Annotated in this window: 13 protein-coding genes; 9 read left to right on the top strand and 4 right to left on the bottom strand. The window is 42.8% G+C overall.

The genetic code is table 11. The annotated features are described in order from the left end of the window. Positions 1 to 79 precede the first annotated feature (79 nt). The 5 genes from ACL9RF_RS01570 to ACL9RF_RS01550 are packed head-to-tail and all read left to right on the top strand — an operon-like array spanning position 80 to position 8570. Positions 80 to 3439: a SusC/RagA family TonB-linked outer membrane protein gene (locus ACL9RF_RS01570; protein WP_422798837.1), complete on the top strand. Its 3360-nt coding sequence runs from the start codon at positions 80 to 82 to the stop codon at positions 3437 to 3439. A 26-nt stretch (positions 3440 to 3465) separates the two neighbouring features. Next, complete coding sequence (locus ACL9RF_RS01565; protein ID WP_422798836.1) at positions 3466 to 4920, top strand: RagB/SusD family nutrient uptake outer membrane protein; 1455 nt, start codon at positions 3466 to 3468, stop codon at positions 4918 to 4920. Positions 4921 to 4973: 53 nt separating this feature from the next. After that, positions 4974 to 5852 carry a DUF4843 domain-containing protein gene (locus ACL9RF_RS01560; RefSeq protein ID WP_422798835.1) on the top strand — a complete coding sequence of 293 codons (879 nt, stop codon included), beginning with the start codon at positions 4974 to 4976 and terminating at the stop codon, positions 5850 to 5852. A 32-nt stretch (positions 5853 to 5884) separates the two neighbouring features. After that, the gene (locus tag ACL9RF_RS01555; RefSeq protein ID WP_422798834.1) at positions 5885 to 7429 is read left to right on the top strand and encodes a PKD-like family lipoprotein; all 1545 of its coding nucleotides are present in this window, start codon (positions 5885 to 5887) and stop codon (positions 7427 to 7429) included. A 19-nt stretch (positions 7430 to 7448) separates the two neighbouring features. Continuing rightward, positions 7449 to 8570, top strand: coding sequence for a thioredoxin-like domain-containing protein (locus tag ACL9RF_RS01550; protein WP_422798833.1), 1122 nt, complete (start codon positions 7449 to 7451; stop codon positions 8568 to 8570). Between the two features lie 98 nt (positions 8571 to 8668). On the opposite strand, the gene ACL9RF_RS01545 is transcribed toward ACL9RF_RS01550, so the two are convergent. Continuing rightward, positions 8669 to 9205 carry a DUF1543 domain-containing protein gene (locus tag ACL9RF_RS01545; RefSeq protein WP_422798832.1) on the bottom strand — a complete coding sequence of 179 codons (537 nt, stop codon included), beginning with the start codon at positions 9203 to 9205 and terminating at the stop codon, positions 8669 to 8671. An 86-nt stretch (positions 9206 to 9291) separates the two neighbouring features. On the opposite strand from ACL9RF_RS01545, the gene ACL9RF_RS01540 reads away from it, so the two are divergent. Beyond that, entirely contained in the window at positions 9292 to 10245 is a 954-nt protein-coding gene (locus ACL9RF_RS01540) for a cytochrome-c peroxidase (RefSeq protein ID WP_422798831.1), read from the top strand. Positions 10246 to 10351: 106 nt separating this feature from the next. Here ACL9RF_RS01540 and ACL9RF_RS01535 read toward each other — a convergent pair whose 3' ends face one another. The 3 genes from ACL9RF_RS01535 to ACL9RF_RS01525 form a co-directional block, all read right to left on the bottom strand. Beyond that, the gene (locus ACL9RF_RS01535; protein WP_422798830.1) at positions 10352 to 12109 is read right to left on the bottom strand and encodes a RagB/SusD family nutrient uptake outer membrane protein; all 1758 of its coding nucleotides are present in this window, start codon (positions 12107 to 12109) and stop codon (positions 10352 to 10354) included. 2 nt (positions 12110 to 12111) lie between these two features. After that, a complete protein-coding gene (locus ACL9RF_RS01530) occupies positions 12112 to 15195 on the bottom strand; it encodes a SusC/RagA family TonB-linked outer membrane protein (protein ID WP_422798829.1) in 3084 nt (1027 codons plus the stop codon). Positions 15196 to 16023: 828 nt separating this feature from the next. Then, entirely contained in the window at positions 16024 to 16158 is a 135-nt protein-coding gene (locus ACL9RF_RS01525; RefSeq protein ID WP_422798828.1) for a hypothetical protein, read from the bottom strand. 52 nt (positions 16159 to 16210) lie between these two features. Here ACL9RF_RS01525 and ACL9RF_RS01520 point away from each other — a divergent pair, with 52 nt between their 5' ends. The 3 genes from ACL9RF_RS01520 (at position 16211) to ACL9RF_RS01510 (ending at position 18025) form a co-directional block, all read left to right on the top strand. Continuing rightward, positions 16211 to 16657 carry a MarR family winged helix-turn-helix transcriptional regulator gene (locus tag ACL9RF_RS01520; RefSeq protein WP_422798827.1) on the top strand — a complete coding sequence of 149 codons (447 nt, stop codon included), beginning with the start codon at positions 16211 to 16213 and terminating at the stop codon, positions 16655 to 16657. After that, positions 16654 to 17079 (top strand): organic hydroperoxide resistance protein, encoded by a 426-nt coding sequence (locus tag ACL9RF_RS01515; protein WP_422798826.1) that lies wholly within the window; start codon positions 16654 to 16656, stop codon positions 17077 to 17079. The genes ACL9RF_RS01520 and ACL9RF_RS01515 overlap by 4 nt, the downstream gene beginning before the upstream one ends. 67 nt (positions 17080 to 17146) lie before the next feature. After that, positions 17147 to 18025, top strand: a complete 879-nt coding sequence (locus ACL9RF_RS01510) for a 3-hydroxyacyl-CoA dehydrogenase (RefSeq protein WP_422798825.1) — start codon at positions 17147 to 17149, stop codon at positions 18023 to 18025. Positions 18026 to 18052 lie beyond the last annotated feature (27 nt).

The following is an 18052-nucleotide window of genomic DNA, read 5'->3' as shown; positions in this document are numbered from 1 at the left end:
TTCATACGGCCTTCCTTACCATCGGTACAAAAAAAATTAACAAACAATACCTTAACCTAACAACCAAATAGTAGAATTAATGAATAGAATATACCTCAGAAGTGTAGCCTATAGCAGTGCTTTATTGCTGGGCTGCAGCCTTCTGTTTATAAGTACCACCGGTTATTCGCAGACTATTACCTTAAAAGGCAATAGAATCCCATTCACACGGGTTATTAATACCATTCGTGAACAAAGTGGATATAGCATCTTTGGCCCTAAGCAATTATTGGACGAGGCGGGGCTTCTTTCCTTGGATGTGAAGGATATGCCGCTAACGGAGTTTTTACGTAAAATTACCTCCGAAAAAAACCTGGATTTTGTGATCGAGGATAAAACCATATCCCTATCGCAAAGGGCTGCTAAGGTGGCCCCCTCGGTGTCGGCTACGCCACAATTGCAGCAGCGTAGAACGCTTACGGGGCAGGTGGTCAATACGTCTACGCAACAGCCTATCGCCGGCGCTACTGTAACGCTAAATACGGAAAATACTACGATTACGACCGACAGTAAGGGTAGGTTTGTCTTAACGTTTACGCCTACCGCAGCAACTCCGGTACTGCTGGTATCTTTTGTGGGTATGAAAAAAAAGGAGGTAGCCGTAAACAGCCAAAACAGCCAAAACAACTTGTTTATTGGTTTGGAGGAGAATATCGAAACAATTAAAGATGCTATTGTTACGGGTATTTACCAACGGACAAAAGAAAGCTTTACCGGGTCGGCAACAACATACACTATACAGGAACTGAAAATGGTGGGTAACCAGAATGTGCTGCAGAGTTTAAAAACCTTGGATCCTTCTTTTGCTATTATCGAGAATACAACGTTTGGCGCTAACCCAAATCGTTTGCCTGATATTGAAATCCGTGGTAAAAGTAGTGTTATTGGCCTGAACGACCAATATGGTGCCAACCCCAACCAGCCGCTTTTTATACTCGATGGCTTCGAGTCTTCCTTGTCTGTTATCAACGATATCAGCATGGATCGCATTGCCAGTATTACCATCCTTAAGGATGCGGCGTCGACAGCGATCTATGGCTCTAAGGCTGCCAATGGTGTGGTGGTGGTCGAAACGAAACGCCCAACGCCGGGGCAGCTGAAGGTGACGTACAACTTAAATGGCTCGGTTGCCTTCGCCGACTTAAGCGACTATAACTTAATGAATGCGGCCGAAAAACTTCAGTACGAACGCCTGTCTGGCTTTTATGGTAGGTTGGATGCCCATGGTAATATCTCCAATGATGATGGTGAGGCTACGTATAACCAACGCATGCAGGAGGTAGCACGTGGTGTTAATACCTTTTGGGCCAGCGAACCGCTGCGTACTGCACTGGTGCAACGGCATACCATAGCGGCCGAAGGGGGGGACCAAAATTTAACTTATAGCGGAACAGTAAGTTATAGCGATAACCCGGGTGTTATGAAGCTCTCCAGCCGCGGGATTACCAGTGGAAATATGCGCTTGTTATACCGTAAAAATAATATTTCCTTCAACAACTCTTTAAGCATAGATTACCTGAATACCAATGAGGAGCCGGTGGCGTATGCGCAGTTTGTTCGTGCCAATCCGTACCACCGAAAATATAATGTATGGGGTGGAATTGATAAACTGATGGAGTCTTTTACGTATGTTGATAATGCTTTTGTGAATAAAACGCAAAATATTTACAACCCCTTGTACGACATGAAAAACAATAATGTTAACAGGGGTACAAGCGTTGGCTTTACCAATAACTTTGAATTGGAATGGAGTATACAGAAAGCGTTACGCTTGCGTACACGCCTTAGTGTACGCAGCGTAACCGACAAAACAGAAAAATTTCGCTCTCCCTTTAATTCTGAATTTGTGAATACGGATGTCTTATACCAGGGTACTTACAGCGAATCGAATGGCAGGCAGATGACGTATGATGGTGACTTAGCGCTGACGTATGGCAAACTTATCCATAACCTACATTTGGTTAATATCGTGGTCGGCGGAAGAGCGGAGCAAACCGCAAATGCAATCAGTATGTATCAGGTGCAGGGTTTTGTGGATGATGATTTTAGTAATCCTGCCTTCGCTTTTGGCTATGAACGCGATGGGCGCCCCTTGTATAAAAAAGATATCCGCCGTGCGGCTTCATTTTTCTTAAATTCTGGTTATTCCTTTAATGGCCGGTATCTTATCGATGCGACCTTACGGTTAGATGGTTCTTCTGTATTTGGCACGTCTAAGCAGTTTACCCATATTTGGTCGCTAGGGTTGGGCTGGAACGCCCATAATGAAAGGTTCTTCCGCGATATTTTTGACGATAAGATAAACTACCTCAAGTTACGTGCATCGGTAGGAAACCCTGGTAATCAGAATTTCACCGACTACATTTCTACCCGTGTTTACCGCTATAACTACGAGAATAGAAACCCCTTTGGCTCAAGTGTTATTCTGGATAATTTTGGAAACAAAGACTTAAAATGGCAGAAAACGGTAGATAAAAATATAGGCTTAGACGTTGAGCTGTTGAAAAGTAGGTTGCGTTTTAATGTGGACTACTTCCATAAGGATACGGATCCTTTGCTTATTGCTATTGGATTGCCGAGCTCTACCGGCACAAATAGTATGCCTTCAAATTTAGGGGCTCAAACGACCAAGGGTTTAACCGTACAGGCCAATTATGCGCTTATCCAACAGAAGGAATTTATCTGGCGCATTAATATGAACCTCCGTAAACTGCAGGCCAAGTATCGTAATATTGGAAATTCATTGGATTCGTACAATAAAAACAATACATCCAGAAATCTTGTCCGCTACTACGATGGCGCCAGTCCGTCGGATCTGTGGGCCGTGCGTTCCCTGGGTATTGACCCTGCAACGGGCCGCGAGGTGTTTTTAACCAAAGATAATCAGCAGACTTTTGTGCATAATTACGCCGATGAGGTTGTCGTCGGAAACGTTGACCCTAAAGTGGAAGGGATAATCGGCACATCGTTTTATTATAGGGGGTTTTCTGCCGCTATAAACTTAAGGTATAGGCTGGGCGGACAAACGTTTATGCAGACGTTATATGAAAAGGTAGAAAATATTTCTATACAGGATGCTTCCCTGAATCAGGATAAAAGGGCCTTAACGGACCGCTGGAAAAAACCGGGCGACGTAGCCAAATTTAAGGCTATTTCGAATACGGTATCTACGCCAATGTCTTCTCGTTTTGTGGAGGATAATAATATTCTTGCGGGCGAATCTTTCTCCCTGGGTTATGAAGCAGGCGACCAAAAATGGTTACGCACTATAGGTGCCTCTTCCCTGAATTTTAGAGTGTATATGAATGATATATTCAGAATCTCTACGGTTAAAAATGAACGCGGGATCGACTACCCTTTTGCAAGGTCTGTATCCTTCTCGCTAGGCTTACGGTTTTAACTTCCTTTCTTCTTATGTATACACGTATGAAAATTAAACTTTTAACAACATTACTTGGCCTGCTTTTCGCTTTTACCTCTTGCGAAAAGTGGATCAGCATCAGACCTACGGATCGTTTATCCGAGGATGTGCTATTCGAAAATAAAGAGGGCTATCTGAAGGCTTTAAATGGCGTTTACGTCGAGCTGGCAAACCCTTTATTATATGGGCAATTTATGTCTACATCGGTCGTTGATGTGCTGGCACAGTATTATTTCTTAAACTCCAGCACCCAGACTTTTTACGACTATACTGTATTTAATTATAGCGCAAGTTCGGTGAAAACGGGTTTTGATAGTGCATGGAAGAAATCGTATGCTCTTATTGCGAATACCAATATACTTTTGGAAAAATGTGGAAATGCGCCGTCGGCACGGCTTCCGGAAAGGTATTATAATTTGATTAAAGGCGAAACGCTGGCACTGCGTGCGATGTTGCACTTCGACTTGCTGCGTCTCTTTGGTCCGATATATAATAACGAGGGGAAATCTAAAATCGCTATCCCCTACGCTACACAGCCGAAGCCTGTTATTTATCCCCTATTAACCGCTGAGGAGGTGCTTAACCGGATAATCGACGACTTAACAGCGGCGCAGGAATTATTGCTTCGCGTGGATCCTATCTTAACGGAAGGGGTGAAAAATACCGCGGACCCCTTAGGCGATAATACGTTTAATTATAGGCAGTATAGACTGAACTATTTTGCCGCAACGGCGCTCCTCGCGCGTGCTTACCTCTGGAAGGGGGACCATGCCCAGGCTTTGCAGTATGCTAAAGAAATTATTCAAAAGGGACAGCAGCCTACAAGGCCTATTTTCCCTATGGTAACTTTCTCTGCAGCAACGGATTCCCAAAAGCCGGACAGGTTGTTTTTTACGGAGGTCTTATTTGGGGTTTATACTTTAAATCGTGTTAAGATGTACGATAATTTATTTTCACCTACACAATCTCCGTTTTCACGTCTTTCTTTTAACGCCAGTAATGCGGATAGAACGCGCGTTGAAGCTTGGTATGAGGATAAGAATGATTACCGCTATAGGGTATGGGAAAATAGCAACGTCGATAATGCCTTCATCTTGACGAACCAAAAGTATAAAGATTATCAGGATGCACCGGGACAGTATATGATTCCTTTAATTCGTATGAGTGAGGCTTACCTGATCGCGGCCGAGTGTGCCGAGCCTCTCGCTGAAGCAACGGCTTATTTGAATGCCGTTCGTACGAGTAGAAATATTTTCAGCGTTTTCCCTGCCGATCGTGATGCCTTAAAAAATGCGATTACAAATGAGTATCAGAAGGAGTTTTTGGGTGAAGGGCAAATGTTTTTTTATTACAAAAGAAATGCCTCCCAAACTGTACCTAATAACCAAGCGCTAACGGGAACCAAAAATATGTCGCTCACAAATTATGTGGTACCAATTCCGGATAGTGAATTAAGGTAATTAATCGCTATAACAATCTACACTAATCTATACTAATCTATAATTTTTATACTATGAAAATTTTAACGTTGTGTATGCTTCTTAAAATAGTCGCCGTAGTTACTGCGCTATGTTGTGTTTCCTGTGAACAGGAGTTGATGGATTATAGGGGTAATGAGGGCGTTTATTTTGCTGTTCAGCATGGCGCCGGTGCGGGATTTGGAAACGATAGATCCTGGCCTTTTCAGCCGTATAGCAACGTAGAATTTGTAAAAACACAGCATCTGGATTCTACCGTGCATATTAAGGTTATGATTACTGGACCTATAAAGGATTATGACCGCCCTTTCCTTGTGGAGGTCAACCCTGATTCGACAACCGCTATGCTGGGACTGCATTATGCTGCCATCCCTAAGGAGGTTATTGTGCCGGCGCATAAAACGTCGGCTACTATACCGGTGCATATTTTCCGTACCCCGGATTTGCAGCATGAAGAGAAGAAAATTGGTTTACGCTTGCGGCCTAATACTTTCTTTGGCTTGTCCTTTCCGCATTGGAATGCTTTGCCCGAGCTTACCGCTTCCTCAAAACCGATCATCCCTACTTTTGATGCTAGCTTACATAGCATTTATATCAATGATTTTATGGTACAGCCCAGTATATGGCGTGGGTCTATTCAAGCTGGAAATAGGGAGTCTGGACGATGGGGCGCTTTTTCACGTAAGAAAATTGAGCTGATGTGTAAGGTGATGAATTTATCGTATTCCGATTTTGGAAGCGCGAGTACAATGCCGAGTGTGCTGATTGCGCTGATTGGCGACGAATGTGCCAGGTACTTAATCAAAAAATATGCGGAGAATGACCCTGTACTGGAGGATGATGGCCGTTTGATGTATATAGGCGGCGTGCCTTGGACCTCCTACATTGGGGTGCCCTGGGTGCCTGAGCGTTAAACTAAATCGATATATATTTTAGATAAAAAAGCATGAAAAATATACTAAAAACCGTATGCCTGCTCCTGGCGTTTGCTGCCACTTCTTGCGTTAAGGAGGTCGGAAATTACGACTATAATGAAATAAATGAAATTCACTTTAAGGGAATAAACGATGCGTATTCCAAAATAAGTGGTGTCGATACTTTACGTATTTTCCCTTCGATTACCGCAACCGAAGGTAGCTTGGATACGAATAGATTTGTCTTTCGCTGGGTTGCAAAAAATGATACGTTGTCGGATACGATTGGGCGTTCTTTAAATCTGATATATCCGGTAAAATTAGCGCCTCTTTCTTACCAGCTGTACCTTCGTATTCTTGATAAAAAGACAAATATCCTGTGGAAAACAAAAACGGACTTAAATATCAGCACGGCGTATACGCGTGGTTTTTTTGTGTCTACGGAGGATGTTAATGGTTTTGTAAAGGTGGATATGATTACCATGGCTGGTGATACGGTAATACGTAGGGATATCTTAAAAAATAGTGGTTTACCTGCGCTAAAGGGGGCCATTAATGTGCAGCACTCGGGTGGTAATGTGGATTACAGCAAACTGTGGGTATTCAGCACCTCGGGCTCTTACTTTGTGGACCGCCTTAGCCTTGCAGGAAATGTTGACAACAGGTTTAGTAGGCTTGTCTACTTAACGGATAACATTGATAAATCTACGCTTACACCTGTATTGTTTGCTCCGCAGATTATCCATAGCAGTGGCAATGTTGGCAATCCGTTTTTAAAGGCTTTGTACACGCAGGAGGGATATATTTTCACAGCGAACCCGCCTTCCAATGGCGGCGATTATTATTCAAATCCGATAAACCGCGACCGCGATGTGTATGCGGAAATATTGCCTGCGGCTCCTTATTTAATTTACCCTTTAGCAAATATGTCTTCCTTGGTTTGGTACGACACTAAAAACGAACGCTTTATGAACTACCCTTCCTTTTATGGCTTACCTTCTTCGGTGCAACTGAAGGATAATGCTAACGATATTTTTCCATGGAATCAAAAAAATAGCGGACGAACGTTGCTGTATGCTGAAAATACGCGAAATACGGATGCGGGTGCCACAAATGGCAATTCGTTCACGCTGATGAAGGATGCGAGTAACCAGCATTTTATTTATAAGTTTTACGCGAATGGTGCCAATCCGAATAAATTGGGCTTTTATGTTATTAAACCTATCGCTACGGATTTTGATAAGGCTGATTTTTATGCGTTTTCCTCCAACCGTACCGTTGTTTTTTATGCTGTAAAAAACCGCTTGTATGCTTATGATTATAACCCTGGAAATGAGAAGTTCTATGCGTTTAATGAATTTAACGGCGATAAAATTACCCTGTTAAAATTCGATACGCAGGTTGATCCGGGTACTAACTCACTGTATATCGCAACCTTTAATGCGGCGACAAAAGGAACTTTACGTCGCTATATTGTAGGTAATAACCCGAATACTATCGCCCTAACTCCCGTTCCTCATGCGGATTGGACGGGGTTTGAAAAAATTAAAAACATCAGCTGGCGTGCTGTAAATTAAAAACTTCAAAAAATTACGTATGGATGTTTACAAATTAATCGTATGCATTGGCCTTCTTGGTGTATCCTTTATGGGCCTGGCTCAAAATAGGTCGTTTTCTATTCAAGGCAACTTTCCGCAGTGGTCTAGGGGTGCCGTAGTGCTGCTCTATAGGCAAAATAATGCACTTACTGCGGATACTTGTGAGCTGTTGCAGGGGAAATTTAGGTTTCGTGGCCGTCTGGATCAACCTGCTGAGCTGAGCCTATATTCCATAGCTTCAGTAGCCGGAACTACGAAGGATAATATGCGCTTTTATGTGGATAAGGGTACGGTACGCTTAAATGGTACGGATTCTTTGGCAACAGCTACCCTAACCGGGGGGCGCTTTACGCAACAGGGGCTTGCACTAAAAAATGCAACAGATCCGTTAATGCAGCAAATTGCAGACCTTAGAAAGCGTGCCGCACAGCTGCGTAAGGTGGAGACGAGACCGCAGGACTTCGCAGAAATTGACAGTCAATATAGATGCTTGCTGGAGGATTTAAAGCGTGTTAAGCTGTCTTTTATAAAAAGCCATCCTAAATCTTTCCTGTCGTTGCTTACCTTAAACGAATATTTGTCGGGAGCCGTGGATTACACATTTGCTGCTCCTTTATTTAATAGCTTAGACCCGAAAGTGCAAAATACAGCCTTGGGGAAACAGACGTTAATGAAGCTTACAATCGCCAAAAATACAGGTATAGGGGCTATACTACCAGATTTTACCGTGAAAGATACCCTCGGTATGGACCTTAGCTTGCTGGAGGTGGTAAGAAGTGGAAAGGTGACGTTGCTGGACTTCTGGGCGAGTTGGTGTTTGCCGTGTAGAAAAGAAAACCCGAACCTGGTAAAGGCATATCAGGCTTTTCACGATAGGGGCTTTAATATTCTTAGTGTTTCCTTGGATAAATCGGCCGCTGCCTGGAAGAAAGCTATTCAGGACGATAAGCTTACTTGGTTTCATGTGTCTAGTTTGCAATATTGGGAGGAGCCGGTGGTTAAACAGTTTGGCATCAGTGGGGTGCCGGATAGTTTTCTGTTGGACGGGAATGGAAAAGTGATTGCCCGCGGCTTACGTGGCGAGGCTTTGTTTGAAAAGCTTAAGGCGCTTTTTATGTAGCCTTTATTTTTTAATATTTTAGGGTTTAACAGGAGCTGTTCAGCATATGGATAGCTCCTGTTGGTTTTATACCAGGGGCCTGGCTTTGCCTGGCTGGCCTAAAAAAGTTTGAAAAATCCATTTATTACGGTATCCTCTTCCGCCTGTGCCGTTGGTATAATTTCCAAAACATATTTTTCCTTTACCCCTGCAGCAAGTAAATCGCTAACTTCATAGGCATCGTCGACATCGATCCCGTATTTATCATCTACATGGTAGGCGATATGATTTTTGGCAAATACGGTTTCTTTGGCCTGCTGCTTGGCGTCGGCTAAATCTTTGGCGACAATAAGCTCCCGAAAATGGTACTCGTCGAGTACATTGGATTTATAACCGCCCAAATTTAAGAAATACAAATGTAGGCCATTGTTATTGGGGCTTGCCCCTTCCCTAGTCGCAACACGGACTTGATAGTTGCCGACAGTATTTACCTTCCGGTAAGCATCAATATGTATTTTTCCTTTTGCCTCGGGCCAGGCGGCAAATATTTCATCTTTAAAGTCCATATAGTTATTGCCTATAGAAAAGAAGATATCATGCTGCTCGATTTTTCGTCCTTCGGGCTTACAGCCCATTAAAATCATATACAAATGCATAGCCTTTTGTTGTTATATTGTAAACATAAATAAGGATAAATATACGATCCTACTACCAGATGTAAAAAAGGGTATCTTTGCGGCGTATGAAAAACAATGCAGGCAGACAGTTTTCGGGTAAGTATATTATCGTTTTCTTTTTTATCGTGGTGGTGCTTTTATTTATATTAAGGCAATTTTTGCAGCAATCGAATAATGCAATATCCTTAAACTATCCGGCACATTTTTCCGCGCCTCAGGATACAACGGCCGTTACGGTGTATGGCGCCAGCCTCGGCAAGCAGCTCTTCCATGATCCTATCCTTTCGTATAATAAACAGGTATCCTGTGCCTCCTGCCACCAGCAGAAAGGCGGTTATTCGGATGCTGGAAATCCCAAAAGTATCGGCGACCGGGGTGTGCCTACACTGCGCAACTCTCCTGCATTGGTTAACCTGAGCTGGAAAAAGCAGTTTTTTGCCGATGGAAGGGTAAGCTCGTTAACAGGAACAATATTAAATGCCGTACAGGATACTTTGGAGCTTAACTCGGATATGGGGCTTATTTTAAAACGCTTAAATGCAGACCCTGCCTACCGTAGCCGTTTTGAAAAGGTTTACCATAGTGCGGATATTACGCAAGCGCATTTCTTGGATGCCTTAACACAATACTTGCGTACCTTGAATGCATGGGACGCCAAATATGACCGGGTTATGCTGCATAAGGAGCAGTTTACAGCCGACGAAAATAAGGGGTATCTGTTATTTCAGCAATATTGTGCCTCTTGCCATATCCCTCCGCTTTTCCATACCGAACAGGCCTTTGCCCATACCGTAACTTCGGCTCCTGATAACAAGGCTTACTTTAGCCCTTCGTTGCGCAATATTATGTTATCTGCCCCATACTTACAGGATGGTAGCGTGCCTACGCTTGAAAAGTTATTATTGCTGCACCCGGCTAGCGGTATGCTTAAGGATAAAAAAGGTCTTTCAACCTCGGAAATACAGGAGGTTATCGCCTTCCTAAAAACACTGTCCGACAATCAACTCCAAAGTTATTAAGCGCTTGCCGCATATTCAGGATTGGATTAGGCGCCGTTAAACGCATAAAAAGTGGCTGCCTTTTTTGAGACAGCCACCGTAACCTATATAAAATCTTATGTATTGTTTAATAGCCTTGGTTTTGTGAAACGCCCTCGGTTATATCCATTACATTTTGCGGAATCGGGAAGATCCGGCGGAAGGGTTGTGTTGCTGGTTTAGCACTCTTTGCCATAGGAAGATCGTATTTTCCAAAACGTATCATCTGCTGGCGGCGTAGCAGCTCCCAGTAGGTTTCGTATGCGATTTCCTTATACAGTTGGGCCTCATCCATGGACGAAATTGCCTTTCCTGCTGCATTTTGGTAATAGGCCTCTCGCGTTCTGGAGGTGCGCAGTTTATTGATATCCTGCATGGCCAGATCTTTATTTCCTTTCCGGAAGTAGGCCTCTGCACGTAGGGTATACATCGCACCTAAGCGTACCAACGGAATGTCGACATTACTGGCGCCATTACCGTCGCCTGGATCATACTCGTATTTGAAAACCCGCACGCCACGATTGATTTGGTTTTGCTTAAACACCGCCTCTTTAGGGTTATCAAAATTCAGCTCTGGTGTAAAGTCCATTTTTACACCTGTACTTTTTTCCATGACCAATTCGGAAACCTTGATCCGATTATCTGCGGTCATAACGAAGGAGGAATTGTTTGCTAAAACCGGACCATACTGCTGCCCTTCCATAATACCACGGTTAAAGTGGAACCACATTAGGTTGGTGCCTGGCACAATATCGGTTGAGGGTACCGACTGCTCACCATTGTTCAAAAACCAGGTGCCATCGGAATATTGATACTTACGCGAAAAGCGGGGGTCATCGTGGTTGCCATCCCAGGAGTAGTAAAACTCGGGGGTCATACATGCCGCATTTGTACCTCTATTCGCTGGCGTAGGGCGCTGGTTACGTTCTACACCGACATAACCAAAGGAATTCGACCCATTGCGTATTTTATCTATCTTCTGCGTTACCACCCATATTAACTCGGCTGCTTTTTCATTTTTAATCGAGAAATTAGTGAAATAGTTGCTTTCTAAATGAAACTTACTGGAGTTTATTAATAAACTGGTATAATAGATAACCTTGTCCATATCTGTATCGTTTCCTGTTACGGCTTTCTCCATAAAGTTGAACGATGCAGCGTAACGGTTTTTAAGCACAGCACGGTTGAGGTACATGTTTGCCAAAAAACCATAAGCCGCCTCTTTGGTAAAACGACCATTATGTGTGGCGTTATCGCCTAATCCTGCAAGATCGGGAATTAAGGCCTCTACATCTGTTATCAACGCATCGATGCCAGTATCGGCTTTTATAAACTCCAAAGGTGCTTTTTCATCCATGGGATTGCGATACGGTGCTTGCCCGTAAAGGTCTAAAAGATGGAACAGATAATAGGCCAATAATCCCTTGGCCTCGGCAAGATACATTTGCTTTTGTGGGAAGTTGGATTCTGTAATTGCCTTCACGGCCGATAAGGAACGCGTAACCCCATTGGTCAACATATTCCAGTTGTCGGTAACAATAGCATTGTCTGGCCCCCAGGTAAACTCGTGCATCGATCGCCATTTACCGCCATCGCCCCAGTCGCTGCCTCGCGTAGGTAGCATGGCTTCATCGGTAGTGTATTGCTGTAAGGCGAAGACTCCTCCATGGTCGACAAAGGTACCTTTGCCCAAACGGTCGTAGGCTGCCGATAAAAACCCTACCGGACTGGATCCATTGGGGTCTAAAATCTCATCTTGAATCTTCTCATCCAATTTTGTACAGGCGCTTAAGGATAAACCCAAAGACAGTACAAGCATATATTTTAAATTAAATACCTTTTTCATAATTATAATTTTATCGTTACGCCTACCAAGAAAGTTTTAGCCGTTGGATAAGCTGAGTAGTCTACCCCTAAAGATTGGTTGCCATTTGTCATACGCGGACTGTTTATCAGTGGGTCGTAGCCCGAATAGTTGGTCAGCGTCCATAGGTTTTGCCCCGTTACATATACCCCAAGCGATTGCATCCATTTCACCCGTGGCGAGCTGAAGTTATACCCTAAACGCACGGAGTTTAAACGCAAGAAATCTGTCTTTTCTAAGTACAAAGTCGAAATCAGTGGGTTATTCGCTGCGCTGATGTTTGGTGCATAATAGTGGTTGGAAACATTTCTATCGGACGCGAGGTTATTAATATTTAAAGCGTTCATAGCTAAGTTATTATAGTTATAACCGCCAAATTGGCCAATAAAGGAAAAGGAGAAGTCAAACTTATCGTAACTCATCTGGCTATTTAGACCATAGGTGAACTTAGGCATCGCTCCTTCTATAATATGGCGATCTACGCTGTATTTATACATCCCCTTATCGTCTACCCCCTGGTATTCGGGCAGGTAAAAGGAGCCTATAGCATAGCCACTTTTATAGATATTTACGTTAACCCCCGATTGTCCTGGCCCTGCAATTGCACCTGAAAGAAACTCAGAAACAGGAAGGTTTTTAACTTTATTGTTTATAAAAGCACCGTTGGCATCTACAGACCATTTAAATTTAGGACCATTATAAACCTCAGACCCTACTAAAAATTCAAATCCCTTGTTTACAATACTGCCATCGATATTTACCCAAATATTGTCTGTCGGACTTAAGGGCTGTGAGGGAATATTTAAAATCGCGTCTTTGGTTGTTTTGTTGAAGTAATCCAATGTACCGTAAAGCTTTCCATTCCATAAGCTAAAATCTAAACCTACGTTACTTTGAATGACGCGTTCCCATCTTAACTTCGGATTTGGTGTACGCTTTACCGATACCCCGTTTACCAGGGCTAAATCATCGTTCATGTAGTAACCATCGGATGGCGATAAGGCATAACTTGCTTTAGAAATACGGTTTTGAACTTCCTGGTTACCGGTTTCTCCCCAACTTAAACGCAATTTCAATTCGTTCAGCCAGTTGGGTTTGTCTATAAATTTCTCATTTGTAATATTCCATCCTGCAGCAAAAGAGGGGAAATATCCGTATTTATTGCCCTCACCAAAACGCGTCGAGCCGTCGGCACGTAGCGATCCGGTTAATAAATAACGGTTGTCATAGTTGTAATTTAAACGCGCAAAATAGGACTGCAGTTCATTCTCCTGAATAAAACCCGTGGTGCTTGTCGGTTTCCCTGCATAATTAGGGTTGTTCTCCGGAAGCACTCCTTCCCCTTTAGCACCGATACCTTCTACGGTGTATCCATTGCCACCGGTATTAAATTTTTGGAACGAAAAACCGGCAACGGCATCCAGCTTATGTAGGCCAAATGTTTTATTGTAATTTAGGTAATGTTCTAAAAGGGTATTTTTAGACGTTTGATTATAGCGCACGTATTTACCATTCGGACTTAAATCTGTATAGTTTTTAAAGATGGTCGTATTACGCTCACCTAATGCACGGTCGAAACCTAAATTAAATTTATAATCTAAACCATCGATAATACGGAAAGAGACATCCAAATTGGATAACACACGCAATGTTCGCGTATTGTCGCGGTAAATATCCATCAGATATGCCGGATTATAGTGCGCGTTCATATTGAAATTGGTAAAATCGCCATTCGCATCCCGCACAGAACGTGTAGGGTTGGCCATTAAAATATGCGATATTAGCTGTCCGTTCGAACCGGTATTATCCGATGTAGGCACACCATTGTCGCGCGATTCACTGGCAGTAAGGTTTAACCCCACGACCAATCGTTTATTATCCAAAAAACCTTCAGAAACATTAACGCGCGCGGAGGTACGTCTAAAGTTGCTATTTTTTATAATACCATCCTGATCCATCTGCGCTGCCGATACATAATAGTTTCCGGTCTGTGTCGCTTTAGAAAATGATAAAGAATGGTTTCTAGTTTTCGCAGTACGGAAGATTTCGTCCTGCCAATCGGTATTACCGCCATGATCAAAAGCCTTATCGCTGATGGCAGCACGGTATTGATCGGCACGCATGACATCGATTTTATGCGCTAAGGTTGAAAAACCAAGGTACGAATCGGCCGTTAATGATGCCTCCCCGCTTTTGCCCTTCTTGGTTGTAATAATCACCACACCATTTGACCCACGTGCGCCATAAATGGCAGCAGCGGAGGCATCCTTTAATACCGATATAGACTCGATATCTGCTGTATTTAAAAAGTTAAGTGGGTTTTTGGGTCTACTAGATCCTAAACCTACATCGGCCCCTCCCGGACTTACGTTATCGTTGCTCAACGGCACACCATCGACAACAAACAAGGGTGTACTCCCCGAACGGATTGAGCCTGCACCCCGGATAACAACATCAATACCGCCACCGGGTTCACCCGAGTTGGGCACTACGCGTACACCGGCAACTTTCCCCTGCAATAGGTTATCGGCCGAAACAACAGCACCTTGGCGGAATTTTTTCTCGTCAAGTTGTGCAATAGACCCTGTAAGGTCTTTTTTCGTCTGCTTACCATAACCTACCACCACAACTTCGTCGAGGTTAGCATCTTCTGCTACTAATACAACCTGTAGGGTTGTATCTTGAATATTTACGGTTTGTGTTTGATAACCTACGTAAGAAATTATAAGCCGTTTACCAAGCTGTGTTGTAATCTGAAACTCCCCCTGCGCATTGGATGTAGTGATATTCTTTGTCCCCTCCTCTTTTACGGTAACCCCCGAGAGTACATTTCCATCCTTATCTACTATACGACCTTTAATCGTTGCTTGCGCATTTGCACGGTCTTTACCGGTAAATACGTAGGTTTTCTGTGCAGCAGAAAGAGCAGCATTTCCAGCATTGGACATACTGTGGTTTAATGTACCTGCCTTTATATCAGCCAGATTCGAAAGGCTTAAATAAACAAGGGATACCAAACCAACTTTCTTAACACATGAAATGGTTGATGATTTCATCATGTTTTTCATATAGGTGATTTTAAATTAATAATTCGCGTCAGTATGACCACCTTAAGAATTATACAGGAATTGTAGATCGAGATAATTTCTAAGCTTATATTTGGTTAAGTGTCTACGTTGATATATTCTATACTATACCATAATTTCGACACTCCAAATTAGCAATTTTTCGGCTAAGTCAAAAAATATTTTATGTATTAAACTTTAAAGGAAAATTTGTTATTATTCTCGTAGGCAAAAGGGGTAATTATTTTCATATATTAAACTTTTGCCTGCAAAGGTATTTGCCGTTAGTTAATAGATAGTTAGCGCAATATTATCAAATTATTAACGACCACACATCGACCATAATAATTTAACAGACAGAATTTTAGCGACAAAAAAAACATATGTAATTTAAAATATATGGCATAACATTATCAGGGGATCCTAAATGTGGCAAAAGAATTCTAACCCAACATAGCTGCGTAGGGAACAAAAAAGGTCTTTTAGAATCGTCCGAAAACCAACCTAAAAGCCCAACCTGCTGCTTTCCACGCTATTCTAGCTCAGCGGCTACCTATCCCAGCAATTTCTGGGGTTTATTAAAATGGAATAACGATACCCATAACGCTTCCAACATGAAAAGTATCAGCCTGCGGATTTGCCACACGCCGCCATTTCCAATGTACAGCGGGTTGAGTTTAGGCTTTACCCGCAGTATAGGAAAATGAGGTGGCTACAAAAAACCTGTATTTGTATTGTAGAGGCATACGGTCGCATAAGGCGCCACGCGAGTGATGGCCATGCACGGCGGTAAAAGAGCCCGCAGGCATACCCTGAGCATTGTGGGCTTATTTATAAAAACAATACCAAAGGAATTTGGAAATCGGCATGAATTTCCTGTAGGTTATCCTGTAGTTGGTAGGTAATTGCCCTTTTAAGGGGCAGTACTTTATTATGGTGCAATTTGGAGGCTAACTTTTCTAACATTAATTTGACAAAATTATATTGTGCACAATATAATTTAAAATTACCTTTGACTATGGCAATTGAAAAAATAAGTGGCGACGAATTAAAGCTGATGAACCAGATTTGTTTTCCGATATACAAGTTTTCGAAAGAGATAACGAACCAATATCGGCCTTTACTGGAAACATTGGACCTCACCTACCCTCAATACTTGGTTATGATGGTACTGTGGGAGGAGGCTGTACAGACGGTAAGCCAGCTCGGAGAAAAACTGGCGTTAGACAGTGGTACGTTGACCCCCTTACTAAAACGTATGGAACAAAAGGACTACGTGAAACGTACCCGCAGTGCAGCAGACGAAAGGGTGGTTGTCATCTCGCTTACGGAGGGGGGGCAAAAGTTAAAAGAGAAGGCTTTGGGCCTTCGTGAAAAACTTATTGACAATTTACATGTTAATGTAGAGGAGCTTATGGAACTAAAAACGTTAATTGATAAAATTTTAAATAAAAATAAAATATGAAAACATTGTATTCAATCGCTGCTACTGCTGCGGGTGGCAGAAACGGAAATGTAAAAAGTGATAATGGTATTTTGGATCTTGAAGTTAGAATGCCTAGGGGTTTAGGTGGTGCAAACGACGATTTCGCCAATCCGGAGATGCTGTTTGCGGCAGGTTACGCCGCATGTTTCGATAGTGCTTTAAATTTGGTTATTAAACAGGCTAAGGTTAAAACCGGCGAAACTAAGGTTACAGCACAGGTGAGCATCGGACAGCTGGATAACGGGGGCTTTGGGTTAGCGGCTAAATTGCATGCCAATATTCCAGGGGTATCCATAGAAGAAGCGCAGGCTTTAATCGAAAAGGCACATCAAGTATGTCCGTACTCGAATGCTACACGTGGTAATATGGAGGTTGAACTTACCGTTTCAAACAACGAGTAAACTTGTTGCGGTAACTATACCTCAAAAAAGTAAACAATTTTTTTAAAACACTAATCTTATAATCCTTATGTCAGTAAATCAAAGCATTATCTTTAAGAACGTAACTGTTGCGGGTAGTGGTGTACTGGGCTACCAAATTGCCTTTCAAACGGCCTTTCATGGCTTTAATGTGATCGTCTACGATATCAACGATGAGGTATTGGAAAAGGCGAAGCAAAAGTTTGACACTTTAAGCGCGGCATTTACCACAGATTTAAAGGCAACACCTGAGCAGCTTGCCGATACTGAAAAGCGTTTACATTATAGCTCGGATTTGGCGGATGCGGTGAAAGATGCTGATTTATTGATTGAGGCCGTTCCGGAAAACCCGGCTATTAAAAACGACTTTTACACGAAACTGGCTGCTGTAGCGCCGGAGAAAACAATTTTTGCAACCAATACCTCGACACTGCTGCCGAGCCAATTTGCAGCCGTAACCGGCAGACCTGAAAAATTTGTAGCCCTGCATTTTGCTAACGAAATATGGAAACATAATACGGCAGAAATTATGCGCCATGAGGGTACAAAACAGGAGGTTTTTGATGCGCTTATTGCCTTCGCCAAACAAATTGGTATGGTGGCTCTACCGTTACAAAAAGAACAGCCTGGCTATATCGTAAACTCTTTGTTAGTGCCCCTCTTGAGTGCTGCAATGGAATTATGGGCCAAGGGTGTAGCCGATATTGAAACCATAGACAAAACCTGGAAAGTGGCTACGGGTGCGCCTGTTGGTCCTTTTGCTATTCTTGATGTGGTTGGTATAACAACAGCATACAACATCAATAAAATAGCGGCTGATGCAACACAAGACCCGATAAAACTACAAATCGTAGAGAAATTGAAAACCGATTATATCGATAAAAATAAACTCGGTGTCGCTACAGGCGAAGGTTTTTACAAATATTAAATCTTGGCTAATCTTGGGTAATCTTGG

This window comes from Sphingobacterium sp. Mn56C (genome assembly GCF_049319645.1).
In the GTDB taxonomy this organism is placed as follows: Bacteria; Bacteroidota; Bacteroidia; order Sphingobacteriales; family Sphingobacteriaceae; genus Sphingobacterium.
This window is presented reverse-complemented; position numbering and strand designations above follow the sequence as displayed.

Excerpts from the sequence above, each read along its gene's own strand:
- ACL9RF_RS01550 (WP_422798833.1), top strand. The coding sequence starts at position 7,449 with ATGGATGTTTACAAATTAATCGTATGCATTGGCCTTCTTGGTGTATCC.
- ACL9RF_RS01515 (WP_422798826.1), top strand. The coding sequence starts at position 16,654 with ATGAAAACATTGTATTCAATCGCTGCTACTGCTGCGGGTGGCAGAAAC.
- ACL9RF_RS01520 (WP_422798827.1), top strand. The coding sequence starts at position 16,211 with ATGGCAATTGAAAAAATAAGTGGCGACGAATTAAAGCTGATGAACCAG.
- ACL9RF_RS01545 (WP_422798832.1), bottom strand. The coding sequence starts at position 9,205 with ATGCATTTGTATATGATTTTAATGGGCTGTAAGCCCGAAGGACGAAAA.
- ACL9RF_RS01510 (WP_422798825.1), top strand. The coding sequence starts at position 17,147 with ATGTCAGTAAATCAAAGCATTATCTTTAAGAACGTAACTGTTGCGGGT.
- ACL9RF_RS01560 (WP_422798835.1), top strand. The coding sequence starts at position 4,974 with ATGAAAATTTTAACGTTGTGTATGCTTCTTAAAATAGTCGCCGTAGTT.
- ACL9RF_RS01565 (WP_422798836.1), top strand. The coding sequence starts at position 3,466 with ATGAAAATTAAACTTTTAACAACATTACTTGGCCTGCTTTTCGCTTTT.
- ACL9RF_RS01535 (WP_422798830.1), bottom strand. The coding sequence starts at position 12,109 with ATGAAAAAGGTATTTAATTTAAAATATATGCTTGTACTGTCTTTGGGT.
- ACL9RF_RS01555 (WP_422798834.1), top strand. The coding sequence starts at position 5,885 with ATGAAAAATATACTAAAAACCGTATGCCTGCTCCTGGCGTTTGCTGCC.
- ACL9RF_RS01540 (WP_422798831.1), top strand. The coding sequence starts at position 9,292 with ATGAAAAACAATGCAGGCAGACAGTTTTCGGGTAAGTATATTATCGTT.
- ACL9RF_RS01530 (WP_422798829.1), bottom strand. The coding sequence starts at position 15,195 with ATGAAAAACATGATGAAATCATCAACCATTTCATGTGTTAAGAAAGTT.
- ACL9RF_RS01525 (WP_422798828.1), bottom strand. The coding sequence starts at position 16,158 with ATGTTAGAAAAGTTAGCCTCCAAATTGCACCATAATAAAGTACTGCCC.
- ACL9RF_RS01570 (WP_422798837.1), top strand. The coding sequence starts at position 80 with ATGAATAGAATATACCTCAGAAGTGTAGCCTATAGCAGTGCTTTATTG.